Origin of the sequence: Kordia sp. SMS9, assembly GCF_003352465.1 — a bacterium.
Classification (GTDB): domain Bacteria; phylum Bacteroidota; class Bacteroidia; order Flavobacteriales; family Flavobacteriaceae; genus Kordia.
Map to the genome: position 1 here is coordinate 675,004 of NZ_CP031153.1, position 14,641 is coordinate 689,644.

Sequence of the window (14,641 nt, forward strand, 5' to 3'; positions counted from 1 at the left end):
CTCACTATGCGAAACATTTTAATTATTGGTGCAGGAAAATCTGCTTCGTACCTTATTAAATATTTTTTAGATAAAAGTCACACAGAAAACTTACATATTACCGTTGGAGATATCAATCTTGAAAATGCTCAAAAATTAGTTGGAAATCATGAAAATGCGTCTGCTATTTTGTTGGATGTATTTCATGAAGAAAGTCGCCAAGCTGCCATCAAAGAAGCCGCTATTGTGATTTCAATGTTGCCAGCGCGCTTTCATATTGAAGTAGCGAAAGATTGTGTGCAATTTGGGAAAAATATGGTGACGGCTTCCTACATCAGTAAGGAAATGCAAGCACTAGATGAAGCTGTAAAAGAAAAAGGCTTGGTATTTATGAACGAAATTGGTGTCGATCCTGGCATTGATCACATGAGTGCCATGGAAGTTATTGATCGCATTCGTGATCACGGCGGAAAAATGATTTTGTTTGAATCGTTTACAGGTGGATTGGTCGCACCTGAGAGTGATACCAATTTGTGGAACTATAAATTTACATGGAATCCTAGAAACGTGGTGTTAGCTGGACAAGGTGGCACGGCAAAATTTATTCAAGAAGGAAGCTATAAATATATTCCATATAATAGACTCTTCCGTAGAACGGAATTTTTAACTGTAGAAGGCTACGGAAAGTTTGAAGCGTATGCCAACCGCGATTCGCTAAAGTACAGAAGTGTATATGGTTTGGATGATATTTTGACTTTGTATCGCGGAACCATCCGAAGAGTTGGATACTCAAGAGCTTGGCAAATGTTTGTCATGTTAGGCATGACGGACGATAGTTATGTCATGGAAAACTCCGCAGAAATGAGCTATCGTGATTTTGTGAATTCTTTCTTGCCGTACAGTCCCACCGATTCTGTAGAGTTGAAAATGCGTCACAATTTAAAGATTGATCAAGATGATACGCTCTGGGAAAAGTTATTGGAGTTAGATATTTTCAATCCGCACAAAAAAGTAGGCTTGGAAAATGCGACGCCTGCACAAATTCTACAAAAAATATTGATGGATAGCTGGACGCTTAAACCAGAAGATAAAGATATGATTGTGATGTATCACAAGTTTGGGTATGAAAAAGATGGTGAAAAGCATCAAATTGATTCCAAAATGGTGATTTTAGGAGAAGATCAAACATACACAGCGATGGCAAAAACTGTTGGATTGCCCGTTGCAATTGCTGCTTTGAAAATTTTAAACAAAGAAATTACCACACCAGGTGTACAATTACCTATTACAAAAGAAGTATATACGCCTATTTTGGAAGAATTATCTACGTACGGAATTGCTTTTAGAGAAGAGAAAGTTCCGTATTTTGGCTATAATGATGAGTATGTGTAGGGATTTTTGATTGTTGATGTTACAAAACCACATGTCAAATCGCATGAAATTTTGAAAAGATTTAGTATCGCGATCTTCTTGGAAGTAAATCTGCTTCAAAGTACTTCTCGATACTATTTTTCTCCATTATATTTCGAAAAATCACTCGAAGAGACGCTTTAGATTCACGTTTTCTGATTTACAATTTTTCATTTTCTTCACTCTAAAAATATCAATTTTATCAAAAAAATGTACTTTTGACTTTCACCTGACAAATTACACCGTATGAAAGTGATTAATGAACAAATAGAAATTGACGGAATTGACAAAAAAATTCTGCGTGCGTTGATGAAAGACGCACGAACACCCATTTTAAGTATTGCGCGTAGCATTGGAATTTCTGGTGCTGCTGTACATCAACGACTTCGAAAACTGGAAGATGCAAAGTTGATTGTTGGCTCCAAATTCGTCATCAATCCGAAAGTATTGGGCTATAAAACGATGGCATTTATTGGTGTATTTTTGGACAAAGCCATGCGAAATCCAGATGCCGTAAAAGCGTTGGATCAAATTCCAGAAGTCATGGAAAGTCACTACACCACAGGCGATTGGTCATTATTGATTAAGATTTTATGTAAAGATAACGAACACTTGATGCACATTTTAAATCATAAAATACAAACGATTAAAGGTGTTTCACGAACCGAAACGTTTATTTCCTTAAATCAGCAAATTGATCGACAAATTAAGGTGTAGTTTTCTACTACATTTGAGTATTTTTAATTAACGTGACATGAAATTGAATCAATTTCCGCTTGACGCCTAAAAAAACCGAGTGCAACATACATTCGGTCTTTTATAAATTATAGTTTTTATATTTTATTTTCTATTCAAATACCGTGCAAAATACAGAAAGGTTGCTAACGAACCCAACGCGGCAACGACATAGGTTCTTGCTGCCCATTTGAGCGCATCTTGCGAACCAGCAAATTCTTCTTGCGTCACCATATTTTTATCTCGCAACCAACGCAACGCACGGTTACTAGCATCATATTCTACCGGAAGTGTGATGAAACTAAATAACGTTCCTGTGGCAAACATGATCAATCCGATGATGAGCAATGTTCTTCCTGTACTTGTGCCGCCCGCTGCTTGCTGACTCGCCATTAAGGCAATTCCTCCATAAATAACCCATTGCGAAAATTTGGAAGCAATACTTACCAAAGGGACTAATTGTGAGCGCATTTTTAACCATTTGTATGCTTTTGCATGTTGCACGGCATGTCCAACTTCGTGTGCCGCCACCGCTGCCGCTGCGGCATTTCGTTGACTGTAGACGCCTTCACTTAAATTTACGGTCTTTTTTTGCGGATTGTAATGATCTGTCAACATTCCTTTTACATGTATTACTTCTACATCTCTAATGCCGTGATCTGCCAACATTTTTTCTGCAATTTCAGCGCCGCTCATTCCGTTGCGTAAATGCAGTTTTGAGTAATGCGAAAATTTGCTTTTCAGTTTATTACTCACAAACATACTTACCAACATAATTGCACCCGCGAGGAGCATATAACCACTTGAAAACATATTTTTAAATTTTATTTGTTGAACAAAACAACAGTATTTTTTACTACTTCAAAAGGTACTTATTCTACTTTAGAACTAGAAATTATAATGGCTATTTGTTCATCTTTACGATAAAAAATACAAAAACCTCGCCAAATGAGCGAGGTTTTAGTTTGTATGAAGTTTTGTCAGTTATTGTTGTTAGTCGCGCTCTACTTTGCGCAACGCCGCTTTTTGTAATACCACAGCATTGTAACTTGTAACCGATAATTTTTCGCCACCTGTTTTTCTTGGATCAGCTTTTTCTGTTACGATGATGGTAAAGAAAACGCGTCCGTCATTTCTAAATTCAACACTGCTATTTAAAATTCGATTATTGACTTCAAAGGTACTGAACAACGTTTGTCTCATATAATTTGCTCTTAAAATAACACCATTATTTTCATCCAAATCGTACAATCCTTTTTCGGGATCTACAACAATGAGTGTATACTTGCGTTCATCTTTTTTCTTTGCAACAATGTATGATAAGGTGTACGAATATTTTTTTGGATCTTCCGTTGGTTTGAGCGTTAATTCCATCGGAACATTTTGCAATACGCCAGAAGCGTCTGCAATGTTCAAATTTCCTGCGTAGGTGCCTGTATATTCTTTTGGGAACGCGTATTGTGTGGGAAACTCTTTGTCTTCCGAGTTTTTACCAGCACGTTCTTTTACTTGTTTTTTCTGTGCAACGACCGTTGTTGCCATGCAGATGAATACGATTAAAAAGACAAGTTTTTTCATGTATTGTAATTTTTTATTTTATGGTATGAAAGTACATTTTTTTTAGTTAACTACTATTTTCATACCAAAGTTTTAGCAAATCTATCCTACGATATTAATAATTTTCCCGGGAACTACAATTACTTTTTTCGGAGTTCTTCCGTTTAGTTGTGCTTGTGTGCGTTCGTCTTCCAAGATTATTTTCTCGATTTCTTCTTTCGATAAATCTAATGATAATTCCTTTTTAAAGCGCATTTTTCCATTGAAAGATACTGGATATTCTTTGGAACTTTCCACCAAATGTTTTTCTTCAAACACAGGAAATGGCACTTTTGAAATAGAACCTTCATGTCCTAAACGTGACCATAATTCTTCCGCAATATGCGGTGCGTATGGCGACACTAGAATCGTTAATGGTGCTAGAATTTCCCTGCTGTTACATTTTTGCGCTGTGAGTTCATTGACACAAATCATAAACGTACTTACCGACGTATTGAACGAGAAGTTTTCAATGTCTTCTTCTACCTTTTTGATGGTTTTGTGCAATGTTTTTAAATTGTCTTTCGTTGGCACGGCGTCTGTAACTCTTGAAACACCTTCTTCGCCAACATACAATTTCCATAGTTTCTTTAAGAATCCGAAAACTCCCGAAATTCCTGCGGTATTCCATGGTTTTGCTTGTTCTAGCGGACCGAGAAACATTTCAAACAAACGCAAACTATCGGCGCCGTAGGCTTCGCAAATTTCATCTGGATTGACCACATTGTATTTCGATTTGGACATTTTTTCTATTTCAATATTAAGCTTACACTTGAGTTGTTCTATACTCTCTTCAACTTCTTGATTAATATTTTCATTTTCTAGAATAAAACTTAAACCTTCAATAGTCCCTAATTGTAAATTATTAAACTTTGCATATTTCTTTCTCAAACTACCTATATCTTCAATAGATATAAAAAACTTTTTCCCTTTCTGTTTTACAAATTCTAAAGGTATAGTATCTATCATAGATTCATTAAAGTCATAATGATTTGCAACTTCTATAGGAAACAACAACCAATCTCTATACAATATTTTACCATCATCTTGAAGAACTATATCAGCACGCCCAATTACATTTCCTAATTTATCTTCTCTCAATTTTGCTGAATTAGGGTCATATTTTTCATCTAAATATTTTGGTAATAACAACCCTTTAGGACTTTCTCCCAAAATCATTCCTTGATTGATGAGCTTTTTGAACGGTTCATCAACATTGACAAAACCTCTGTCTTTTAAGAATTTAGTCCAAAAACGTGCGTATAATAAATGTCCGGTTGCATGTTCGCTTCCGCCAATGTATAAATCTACATTTTCCCAATAGTCTAAAGCTTCTTTGCTTGCAAAGTTTTCATCACGCAACGCTTTTTCCATGTAACGGAAGAAATACCAAGAACTTCCTGCCCAACCTGGCATGGTGTTGAGTTCTAGTGGGTAGATTCCGTTGTTCCCAGCCTTCTCGACTGCGCTCGAAGTGACAAGATCGTTACTTACAATTTTATTATTTTTTGTATCCCAAGCCCAAACCTCAGCGTTTCCTAATGGTGGTTCGCCTGTTTCGGTGGGCAAGTATTTTTCTACTTCTGGCAATGTGATTGGTAAGTGTTGTACATCAATCATTTGCGGCATTCCGTTGACATAGTATACTGGAAATGGTTCGCCCCAATAGCGCTGACGCGAGAAAACCGCATCACGCAAACGATAGTTTATTTTTCCTTTCCCGATACCGCGTTTTTCCATTTCATAAATCACGGTTTTCATGGCTTTTTTGTATGATAAACCGTTTAGGAAATCAGAGTTTGCAATTTTTACACCTTCTTTTGCGCCATACGCTTCTTCGGAAATGTCTACATTTTCAAAGATGTTCGGAATGTCCAATCCGAAGTGTTTTGCAAAGTCGTAATCACGTTGATCGCCACACGGAACTGCCATGACGGCGCCTGTTCCGTAGCTTGCCAATACGTAATCGCCAATCCAGATTTGTATTTTTTCTCCCGTAAACGGATGCAACGCGTGCGCGCCTGTAAATACGCCAGAAATGGTTTTGACATCTGCCATGCGTTCGCGTTCGCTACGTTTGGACGTTTTTTCTATGTAATTTTCAACCGCTTCTTTTTGATCGGCAGTCGTTATTTTTGCTACGAATTCGTGTTCTGGTGCGAGCGTCATAAAACTTACACCATATATTGTATCTGGTCGTGTTGTGAAGACGTCAATGTTTGCATCATGTCCGTCTACTTTGAACGTCACCATCGCACCTTGCGAGCGACCAATCCAATTGGTTTGTGAGTCTTTTAGCGGTTGTGGCCAGTCGATGGTGTTCAAACCGTCTAGTAAACGTTGTGCATACGCAGAGATTCGCATGCTCCATTGCGTCATTTTTTTACGTACGACAGGATGACCGCCACGTTCGGAAACTCCGTTCACGATTTCGTCATTTGCTAAGACAGTTCCCAAAGCTGGACACCAGTTTACTTCCGTTTCCGCCAAATAGGTAAGTCTGTATTTTAGCAGTATTTGTTCTTTCGTTTTAGCATCGTACTTTGTCCATTCTGCGGAAGCGAACACTGCAATATCATCATCACATATTGCTTTTACATTGGCGTTTCCGTCTGCTTCAAATTTTGCGATTAGCGTATCAATATGTTCTGCCTTGTCCGTTTCTACATTGTACCAAGAGTTGAACAATTCGATAAAAATCCACTGCGTCCATTTGTAATACGCAGGATCGGATGTGCGAACTTCTCTGCTCCAATCGAACGAGAACCCAATTTTGTCCAATTGCTCACGATAGCGCTTGATGTTCGTTTTTGTCGTAATTGCAGGATGTTGTCCTGTTTGAATGGCGTATTGTTCGGCAGGCAATCCGAAGCTATCATATCCTTGCGGATGTAAGACGTTGAATCCTTGATGACGCTTGTAACGCGCGTAGATGTCAGAAGCGATATAACCTAGTGGATGACCGACGTGTAAGCCCGCGCCTGACGGATATGGAAACATGTCGAGCACGTAATATTTGGGTTTGTCAGAGTTGTTTTCGGCATGAAAAGTTCCGTTTTCTGCCCAATATTTTTGCCACTTGGCTTCAATTTCGTTGAAATTGTACTTCATCTTGATCGCTTTTAAAGAAGCGCAAATTTAGTGGTTTTTTTGTTTTTTATTGTTTGTTCATCTGTTGATTTGTCAATTTGTTTGTGGTTTTGGCTGTTGGCTTGTATGAATTCAGATCAACAAATTGTCAAATTGACAAAATCAACATCAAAACACCTGTCCTTTTAAGTTCATTTATAGGTTTGTGTACGATTTGATTTATTTCAACGTTTTTAGTTATGCTAGTATTTTGTTAACTTTTAAATTTTTAATTTAGCATTTTACATTTTTAATTTTTTACTTTACCCAAATAATGCACTGTTTATGAGTTCTTCTTTTGAAAAGTATCAAAAAAAACGATTGATTTCTTCTTATTTTTCTGTGGTATTGAGTACGACACTTGTGCTTTTTTTGCTTGGAATTTTGGGATTGCTGGTTTTGAATACCAAAAAAGTAGCGGACTTTTATAAGGAGAAAGTTCCGATGACGATTTTTTTTAAGGACAATGCAAAAGACGTAGAGATTAAGCAATTACAGAAAACGTTGGCATTGGCAGCGTATACCAAATCCGCCAATTTTGTTTCGAAAGAAGAAGCTGCTGTACAATTGACGGAAGATATTGGAGAAGATTTTGTAGCGTATTTGGGAGAGAATCCTTTGTATAATTCGTTGGATGTGTATTTGAATTCTCAGTTTGTGTCTGTGGAAGAGTTGGAAACGATTGTGAAAGAACTGAAAGCGAAAAATTTTGTGAATAGCGTGGAATACAATAAATCATTAGTTTCTAAATTGAATGCGAATATTAAGCGTATTGGACTCGGAATTTTGATTGCGTGTATCTTTTTTGCGTTTGTTGCTGCGCTGTTGATTAATAGTTCTATTCGGCTTTCGGTATATGCAAAGCGTTTTACGATTAAAACCATGCAAATGGTGGGCGCAACGAAAGGTTTTATTCGCAAGCCTTTTATTTGGAAGAGTGTAAAAATGGGCATTATTGCTGCAGTTTTAGCGTTAATTGGCATGGCTGTCGTGTTGTATTATGCAAACGAATCGCTTCCGCAGTTGAAATTGATTAAGGATAAAGTGTTGATCGGTTCTGTGTTTGCTGGAATTTTAGTAATTGGCGTATTGATTACGTTGGTGAGTAGTTTCTTTGCTACACAACGTTTCTTGAATTTGCGCACCGATCAATTGTATTATTAATTTTCGCTATGATTTTGACAATTCGGAGTCCGAAAAAGTCGAAATAGCTTGAATTTCACATAAAAACAAAGCCACTATATAAAAGCAGCTTTGTTTCTTCGTAGTATAGTTGATACACTTAGTTGGTGATATTGATGAAAGGATCCCAAAGAAAGTACCCTTGACTGTTTCCGTCTTCATCTATAATTTGAAATGTAATTACGTATTGTACACTTCCTTCTCCTGTAACCATTCCTGCGTAACAGTAATCTTCGTAATCTACAGCCGTTGGTGGCACAGTTGCGCTTCCTACATATAATTTGATGCTTAAGTCTAACGATAATGGATTGATGAGATTGTCTCCAGAACCTGCTTGCCAGTTTGTTAAGATGATGTTGCTAGAAGTTCCTCCGCCAGGACATGTAGCCATCCATCTTACGGTGTCACCTACTTTTGCCGCGACTGTAAGTTCTGATTTTGCCTGATTGTTCACTACAAATTCTTTTGCCGTAATCATATAAATATATGCATCTGATGTTCCGTTGGCGCCTAAATTATATGGGTTACTTGAGGTTCCATCACCTGATAAGGTTTTGTTTGCAACTGCTTCTAATACAGAAACCGCATCTACGACCGTTAAAATATCTATTGTACTTGACATGATTTTAATTTTTTTTGGTTCATTTCCTACTCATTGGCTTTTCAGATTCCGCCTTGTTTTTTATGTGATACAACTTCACAATCGAAACTAAATGAAATAGGCTAGCGTTTATTTCTGAGGTAAAACTAGAAAGGAAAAGAGCGTGAAATGAAAAAAGAACCACTGAGCAAGATTTCTTTTCCATGAAGCAAGGAAAAAGTGGTATGATGATTTTTTTAAAATAGAAGGCAACAGTCGTTTTTAGATTTATTTGCTGTAGCGTTGTTGTATTTTGAAGAAGGTATTATTTTAACGTGTGCAAATTTTTAATGATGGTTTTGTATTTTTCACTTAAAGGCACGTGATGATTGCTTGATAACATGATAAGATTGTCTGCTGGTATAATTTCTTCAATTTTTTTTGAATTGACGATGAAGTTTCTATGTGTTTTTGTGAAGATACTTGGACTTAAAAGTTTCGAAATTTTCGTCAACGAAATCATGATGACAAACTTTTCTTTTTCGGTTATGATGTTACAGTATTTTTCTTCTACTTCAATATATACAATATCTGAAAGTCCTACTTTTTTGAGTGATTTTCCTTTTTTGATAAATAGATGATCGTCTGTAATCACTGTATTTTCTTTTTTACTGAGGAATACATTTTGTTGCGCATAAAATTTTTCAACAGCCATTTCAATCGCATATAAAATTTCCAATTCATTGAAAGGTTTCATTAAATAGCTGAATGGCTGTGTAAGCTTTGCTCGCTGAAATATTTGACGATCGGTAGAGCTGGTTAGAAATACAAAAGGTTTTGCGGCATTTGGTACGGTGTTGATGGTTTCTGCAAAGGCAATACCATCTGGAACGCCCTCTAAAAATATATCAATAATAGCAATATCAATTTTTACATCACCATAAAATAAAGTCAATGCTTCTTTAAATGTTGTTGCTATTCCAACTACATGATACCCGTTTTCTTGAAGTACTTTTGTAAGTCTTGTACTTTGTGCTGGTGTATCTTCGACTATAAGTATATTAATCTGATCCATCAGGTAGGTTTTTACGTAAAGATACAATCATTTTTGTACCTTTTCCTAATTCGCTTTCAATCGTAAATTTCCCTTTGTTTTTTTGAATCATTGATTTGCACAATTGCATGCCCAATCCGGTGCCAATAATGTGTTTGTTTTCCTTTTTGGCAAGTGTTACCGAATCTTTAAGTAGTTGTAAGCGAGTTGTTTCACTCATTCCTAAACCTGTATCTTCAATGATTAAATCGCAATAGGTTTCTGAGTTGTTTTGAGTGTATATCGTAATTGTATCGTTCGGATTTGAAAATTTAATGGCATTGTCTAGTAAGTTTCTGAGTATGATTTTTAACGATTCCTGGTCGGCAACAATCATCGTATCTTTCGAAACTTTATTTTCAAATTGAATCTTTTTATCCAACAACAACGGTTTGTAGTTGTACGCGGTTTGTTCTACAATAAAAAACAAATGCATGTTTTCCATTTCAAAGTACGATTGTTCTGTTTGCAACAATGCCCAATGCAGTAAATTGTCGAGCAAATTGTACGCACCGTTCACAATAGCACTGTTTGTATGCAACAAATCGTCCAACGCATCTAAATTTTGAGCTTCTAGGTTTTCCGATAATTCTGTATTGCTTGTTTTTAAAGCGTGTACGGATGAGCGCAAATCGTGACTTACCACAGAAAAAAGTTTGTCTTTCATGGCGTTCAATTCATCTAAATCTTCTTTTTGTGCCACAATGATTTTATTCGTTTTTACTTTTTCCTTAAAGAAATATACAACTGCCGCTAAAATTAGAAAAAGAATTACCGCCAAATAGATAAATCCGTTGCGCTCAGCTTGTTTCAGTTTATTTTCAATCGCCAATGCGTTTACTTCTTCTTGTTTTTTGTTGACTGCTAGTTCTTTTTCAAGCTTTGCAATTGCCCAATTTCGATCGCGATCGTTTAAAATGTCTTTATATTTAACCACTTCATTTGTATATGCTAATGCTTTTTGAAAGTTTTTTCGATTCGTTTCTACCACCGCCATATTGTTCGCAGTTTCAAGCTTTTTAGTATCGTCGTCTATTTTTTGCGCCAGTGCGTAGGCTTTTTCATAATACGGAATGGCTTCATCATCTAAATATTGATCGTAATAAAATCCTGCAATATTTCCGTACGTTCCAATAAGTTCTAAGGTATCTTTATTTTTTTCATGTACTGAAATACTTCGCTGAAAATAGGTGTTGGCGATGTTATATTGTTTCAGATGTAAATAACACGAACCTATATTTTCTTCAATATTAGTTTTTTTCAATCCTTTTAAATCATTCGTTTCTATAGAATCAATTACTTTATAATATTGAATTGCTTTTCGAAATTTCTCCTGTCCAAATGCAATTCCACCCAACATAATTTTCACATTATTATAAAAAGTAAAGTCTTTTGAAACTTTGAATAATTCTTCTTTAGCTTCACTCAATATATCTTTATTCCGAAAGCTGATTCCTCTAAAAAAGTGACAATAATTTTTAAGTTCCTCCGTGTTTTTATCAACAATCAATTGTTTGGCAGTGTATACTAATGTTGAATCCCATTGGTGCGTTATAAAGAATTTTTTCGCCTTGTGAAAGTCAGGAATATCTTTGAATTTTTCTGTAGCGCTTTCCACTGTTTTTTCAAAAAGACTCAATTCTTTTTCTTGAGAAAACAATAATGAAAAACTCGTAACAAAAAAGAAAAATATAATAAGTAAGCACGTAACTTTCATTAGGAAATCTTTCCATCAATGTAGCTAAAATTTTAAACATAAAAAAAGTAGTGCTTATATAAACACTACTTCTCACTATTAGAAACTTGGATAATTCCTAGTATTACATTTCTCTTTTTATTGTTGTTGTTGTTCCTCTAGAGGTTTCCGGATCTAGGTTTGTTAAAAAAAATGTTACTTCCATTTCTTCCATAGCCACATCAAGATTAAAAAGTTTTACATTATATACATGCGGCTTGTATAGTGACTCTTTTTTTACATCAAAATCATACGAAATACTTACAACTCGTGTTTCTTTTAGCTTGCCACTAGCTGTTCCATCAGCTATTATTGCCTCCATACAATAGGAGATAGACGAAGCTGGAAATCCTGCTTCCAAATACAAGCCAACAGGAATATCCACTTCCGTTGCATCTTTAGAAACCTGTATTGTTACAGGGGTTATTGGCGCTGGTATTAGATGTTCGGAAAAGCTTCCTAATGCTACCAATTCAATTGGAATTATCTTCTCTGTTATCGTATCGAAGTTATTTTCTATCATTACATTCATAATTATATGGTTTAAAGGTTAATACAAATTTTTTCATTAAAGAATTACTATCTATTTATAAACTAGTAATTCTTTAACAAAGAGACACTAAAAAAAGATGTGATGGTAAAAAAACACCATAAAGCAAGGAAACATTTCCATAAAGCAGGAAAAAAAAGGCATATCATTTTTAAAAAAAAGCAGCCATAAAGAAAAAATGGAATTCGTAAACATTAACAGACTTTAACCCTTCATTATAAAATAATTAGGAGAATACTGAGTTATCTTTATAGCAACAAATTCAAACCCAAAGTTTATGATGAAAATATTTACGTGATTGAATTTAAGACATTTTAATTTTTAAAAATTATAAATCATGAGAAGATTCACATTTATATTTTTAGGCATAGCATTCGTTGTATTTTTAGCATATTCGTTCAAACCAGTAACTACGGTCAATTCGGACGAATGTGTACAGATATCTGGTAAAATAGTATCTATCAAAAAAAGTGCTGAAAACGACATACAAATCCGATTGGAAAATGATAGTCATTACTACTATATCAATCGTGGCTTAGAGAAAGGCATAAATTTAGCGCAATTAAGTTCAAAAGTTTTAAATAAAACTGTTACTTTGCATTGTCCGAACCGTTGGACCATTGTCAATCCTGATGGCATTGTTCCACATATTTCTAAATTAGAAAAAGGTACAACCGTTGTATACAGCGAGTTTTAAAGTCTTTTTGTTTGAGAAATACAGCGCGGTTGGCATTTGTAAATTGAAGCGTACATGAAAAACAAAAAGTCGAAAAGCAACCGCAAAAAAGCAAAAAATACTCCGCAAAAACAACCGCAGGAAGTCGTTTCTGCACCAAAAAATGATGCGGTAAAAGCAGCGAACAATCAGCCAAAAGAAAAAAGTACTTCACAACCACAAACAGGCTTTGTTTTCGGAAAGAAAAACTACAAGTTTATGTTTATCGGATTGGCAGTTATCGCCTTAGGATTTATCTTAATGGCAGGTGGCGGCAGCGATGACCCAAATGTATTTAATGAAGAAATTTTTAGTATGCGACGAATTCATATTGCGCCCATGGTTGTTATCTTAGGATTTGCAATAGAAGTGTACGCGATTTTGTTAAATCCGAATTTAGATTCCTAATTCATGGATACAATCAATGCAATTATTCTTGGCATTATCCAAGGATTAACCGAGTTTTTACCTGTTTCTTCCAGCGGACATATTGAATTGGGCAAAGCCATTTTAGGCGCTGATATTAAAGAAGACATGCTGTTTACCGTCGTATTACACGTGGCAACTGCATTGAGTACGATTGTTGTTTTTAGAAAAGATATTTTGGAATTACTCAAAGGTATTTTTCAATTCAAATGGAATGAAGAATCCAAGTTTGCCGTAAAAGTCATCATTTCTATGATTCCCGCAGCAATTGTAGGTGTCTATTTTGAAGACCAACTGGAAACCTTATTTGAAGGAAATCTTCTATTAGTTGGCTCCATGCTAATCATTACAGCCATTCTTTTATACTTTGCTGACAAGGCCAAAAACACCAACAAAAAAGTAAGTTATTCCAATGCGATTGTCATTGGTATTTCACAAGCCATTGCCATATTGCCTGGCGTTTCGCGTTCGGGCGCTACCATTTCTACGTCTGTATTGCTTGGAAATGACAAAACCAAAGCGGCACGATTTTCCTTTTTAATGGTGGTACCGTTAATTTTTGGAAAAATTGGAAAAGATATTTTTAGTGGCGAGCTTTCGCTAGATAATTCTCAGATACTACCACTTTCACTCGGATTTGTTGCCGCGTTTATTGCGGGACTTTTTGCGTGTACGTGGATGATTAATTTGGTAAAGAAAAGCAAACTTACGTACTTCTCTATTTACTGTTTAGTGGTCGGATTGATCGCCATTGGGTACGTTGGATACCAAACTTACTTTTAAAATGAAAACGCTCGAAGCATACCAAGCCGGACAAACCTTATTGATTGACAAACCATTGAATTGGTCGTCATTTCAAGCGGTCAACAAAGTGAAATTAGCCTTAAAATCTGCGTATAAGATCAAAAAGTTAAAAGTAGGACATGCAGGTACTTTAGATCCGTTAGCAACAGGCTTGTTGGTTATTTGTGTTGGAAAAGACACGAAGAAAATTGCTAATTATCAAGGGCAAGCCAAAGAATATACAGGAACAATTACCGTTGGCGGAACTACACCATCGTACGATTTAGAAAGCGACATCAACGAAACCTTTTCAACGGAACATATTACGCATGAATTGATTCATGAAGCGACACAACAATTTTTAGGCGAAATTGATCAAAAACCACCAATATTTTCCGCATTAAAAAAAGATGGAAAACGCTTGTATGAATTGGCACGTGCTGGCGAAGAAGTAGACATTCCAACACGTAAAATTACGATTAACGAATTTGAAATTACACGTATTGCTTTGCCTGAAATTGATTTTCGAGTTGTTTGCAGCAAAGGAACCTACATTCGTTCGTTGGCGCATGATTTCGGAAAATCCTTGAATTCTGGTGCACATTTATCTGCCTTGCGTCGTACAAAAATTGGAGACTTTGATGTAAAGGATGCGATTTCTCCAGATGTTTTTGGAGACAGTTTGCGAGTTGGTAAGTAGTACTGAGTAGTGAGCTATTAGTATTGAG

Annotated in this window: 13 protein-coding genes and 1 pseudogene; 7 read left to right on the forward strand and 7 right to left on the reverse strand. The window is 35.9% G+C overall.

All coding sequences use genetic code 11. From position 1 onward, the window contains the following. Positions 1-6: 6 nt before the first annotated feature. Together KORDIASMS9_RS03070 and KORDIASMS9_RS03075 are read left to right on the forward strand one after the other, a co-directional pair. Complete coding sequence (locus KORDIASMS9_RS03070) at positions 7-1,371, forward strand: saccharopine dehydrogenase family protein (protein ID WP_114901428.1); 1,365 nt, start codon at positions 7-9, stop codon at positions 1,369-1,371. 264 nt (positions 1,372-1,635) lie between these two features. Beyond that, positions 1,636-2,106, forward strand: a complete 471-nt coding sequence (locus tag KORDIASMS9_RS03075; protein ID WP_114901429.1) for an Lrp/AsnC ligand binding domain-containing protein — start codon at positions 1,636-1,638, stop codon at positions 2,104-2,106. Between the two features lie 123 nt (positions 2,107-2,229). Here the strand turns inward: KORDIASMS9_RS03075 and KORDIASMS9_RS03080 are convergent, their stop codons facing one another. The 3 genes from KORDIASMS9_RS03080 to KORDIASMS9_RS03090 all read right to left on the reverse strand — a co-directional run bounded on the left by KORDIASMS9_RS03080 (position 2,230) and on the right by KORDIASMS9_RS03090 (position 6,831). Beyond that, positions 2,230-2,937 (reverse strand): zinc metallopeptidase, encoded by a 708-nt coding sequence (locus KORDIASMS9_RS03080; protein WP_114901430.1) that lies wholly within the window; start codon positions 2,935-2,937, stop codon positions 2,230-2,232. Positions 2,938-3,117: 180 nt separating this feature from the next. After that, a complete protein-coding gene (locus tag KORDIASMS9_RS03085) occupies positions 3,118-3,702 on the reverse strand; it encodes a hypothetical protein (RefSeq protein ID WP_162819739.1) in 585 nt (194 codons plus the stop codon). Positions 3,703-3,783: 81 nt separating this feature from the next. Then, positions 3,784-6,831 carry a leucine--tRNA ligase gene (locus tag KORDIASMS9_RS03090; RefSeq protein ID WP_114901432.1) on the reverse strand — a complete coding sequence of 1,016 codons (3,048 nt, stop codon included), beginning with the start codon at positions 6,829-6,831 and terminating at the stop codon, positions 3,784-3,786. Positions 6,832-7,134: 303 nt separating this feature from the next. Here KORDIASMS9_RS03090 and KORDIASMS9_RS03095 point away from each other — a divergent pair, with 303 nt between their 5' ends. Then, on the forward strand, positions 7,135-8,013 hold the full coding sequence (locus KORDIASMS9_RS03095; protein ID WP_114901433.1) for an ABC transporter permease: 879 nt from the start codon (positions 7,135-7,137) through the stop codon (positions 8,011-8,013). A gap of 118 nt (positions 8,014-8,131) precedes the next feature. Here KORDIASMS9_RS03095 and KORDIASMS9_RS03100 read toward each other — a convergent pair whose 3' ends face one another. The 4 genes from KORDIASMS9_RS03100 to KORDIASMS9_RS03115 all read right to left on the reverse strand — a co-directional run bounded on the left by KORDIASMS9_RS03100 (position 8,132) and on the right by KORDIASMS9_RS03115 (position 11,971). Then, positions 8,132-8,653 (reverse strand): AidA/PixA family protein, encoded by a 522-nt coding sequence (locus KORDIASMS9_RS03100; protein WP_114901434.1) that lies wholly within the window; start codon positions 8,651-8,653, stop codon positions 8,132-8,134. A gap of 283 nt (positions 8,654-8,936) precedes the next feature. Further along, positions 8,937-9,686, reverse strand: coding sequence for a LytTR family DNA-binding domain-containing protein (locus KORDIASMS9_RS03105; RefSeq protein WP_114901435.1), 750 nt, complete (start codon positions 9,684-9,686; stop codon positions 8,937-8,939). Next, the gene (locus tag KORDIASMS9_RS03110) at positions 9,673-11,322 is read right to left on the reverse strand and encodes an ATP-binding protein (protein WP_240321117.1); all 1,650 of its coding nucleotides are present in this window, start codon (positions 11,320-11,322) and stop codon (positions 9,673-9,675) included. Before KORDIASMS9_RS03110 ends, KORDIASMS9_RS03105 begins: the two co-directional genes overlap by 14 nt. Before the next feature lie 202 nt (positions 11,323-11,524). Next, positions 11,525-11,971, reverse strand: a complete 447-nt coding sequence (locus tag KORDIASMS9_RS03115) for a hypothetical protein (protein WP_114901437.1) — start codon at positions 11,969-11,971, stop codon at positions 11,525-11,527. A 355-nt stretch (positions 11,972-12,326) separates the two neighbouring features. Between KORDIASMS9_RS03115 and KORDIASMS9_RS03120 the strand changes: the two genes are divergently transcribed. From KORDIASMS9_RS03120 to truB, 4 genes and pseudogenes are all read left to right on the forward strand, one after another. Further along, positions 12,327-12,686 carry a hypothetical protein gene (locus KORDIASMS9_RS03120; protein WP_114901438.1) on the forward strand — a complete coding sequence of 120 codons (360 nt, stop codon included), beginning with the start codon at positions 12,327-12,329 and terminating at the stop codon, positions 12,684-12,686. Between the two features lie 207 nt (positions 12,687-12,893). Continuing rightward, positions 12,894-13,112, forward strand: a pseudogene (locus KORDIASMS9_RS23795) (DUF3098 domain-containing protein); the annotation flags it as partial. A gap of 3 nt (positions 13,113-13,115) precedes the next feature. Beyond that, complete coding sequence (locus KORDIASMS9_RS03130; RefSeq protein WP_114901440.1) at positions 13,116-13,913, forward strand: undecaprenyl-diphosphate phosphatase; 798 nt, start codon at positions 13,116-13,118, stop codon at positions 13,911-13,913. Position 13,914: 1 nt separating this feature from the next. Beyond that, positions 13,915-14,613 (forward strand): tRNA pseudouridine(55) synthase TruB, encoded by a 699-nt coding sequence (gene truB / locus KORDIASMS9_RS03135; RefSeq protein ID WP_114901441.1) that lies wholly within the window; start codon positions 13,915-13,917, stop codon positions 14,611-14,613. Positions 14,614-14,641: the final 28 nt, after the last annotated feature.

What these genes read in the sequence shown, in the direction of transcription:
- KORDIASMS9_RS03070 (WP_114901428.1), top strand. Translation starts at nt 7, where the DNA reads ATGCGAAACATTTTAATTATTGGTGCAGGAAAATCTGCTTCGTACCTT.
- KORDIASMS9_RS03075 (WP_114901429.1), top strand. Translation starts at nt 1,636, where the DNA reads ATGAAAGTGATTAATGAACAAATAGAAATTGACGGAATTGACAAAAAA.
- KORDIASMS9_RS03080 (WP_114901430.1), bottom strand. Translation starts at nt 2,937, where the DNA reads ATGTTTTCAAGTGGTTATATGCTCCTCGCGGGTGCAATTATGTTGGTA.
- KORDIASMS9_RS03085 (WP_162819739.1), bottom strand. Translation starts at nt 3,702, where the DNA reads ATGAAAAAACTTGTCTTTTTAATCGTATTCATCTGCATGGCAACAACG.
- KORDIASMS9_RS03090 (WP_114901432.1), bottom strand. Translation starts at nt 6,831, where the DNA reads ATGAAGTACAATTTCAACGAAATTGAAGCCAAGTGGCAAAAATATTGG.
- KORDIASMS9_RS03095 (WP_114901433.1), top strand. Translation starts at nt 7,135, where the DNA reads ATGAGTTCTTCTTTTGAAAAGTATCAAAAAAAACGATTGATTTCTTCT.
- KORDIASMS9_RS03100 (WP_114901434.1), bottom strand. Translation starts at nt 8,653, where the DNA reads ATGTCAAGTACAATAGATATTTTAACGGTCGTAGATGCGGTTTCTGTA.
- KORDIASMS9_RS03105 (WP_114901435.1), bottom strand. Translation starts at nt 9,686, where the DNA reads ATGGATCAGATTAATATACTTATAGTCGAAGATACACCAGCACAAAGT.
- KORDIASMS9_RS03115 (WP_114901437.1), bottom strand. Translation starts at nt 11,971, where the DNA reads ATGAATGTAATGATAGAAAATAACTTCGATACGATAACAGAGAAGATA.
- KORDIASMS9_RS03120 (WP_114901438.1), top strand. Translation starts at nt 12,327, where the DNA reads ATGAGAAGATTCACATTTATATTTTTAGGCATAGCATTCGTTGTATTT.
- KORDIASMS9_RS03130 (WP_114901440.1), top strand. Translation starts at nt 13,116, where the DNA reads ATGGATACAATCAATGCAATTATTCTTGGCATTATCCAAGGATTAACC.
- truB (WP_114901441.1), top strand. Translation starts at nt 13,915, where the DNA reads ATGAAAACGCTCGAAGCATACCAAGCCGGACAAACCTTATTGATTGAC.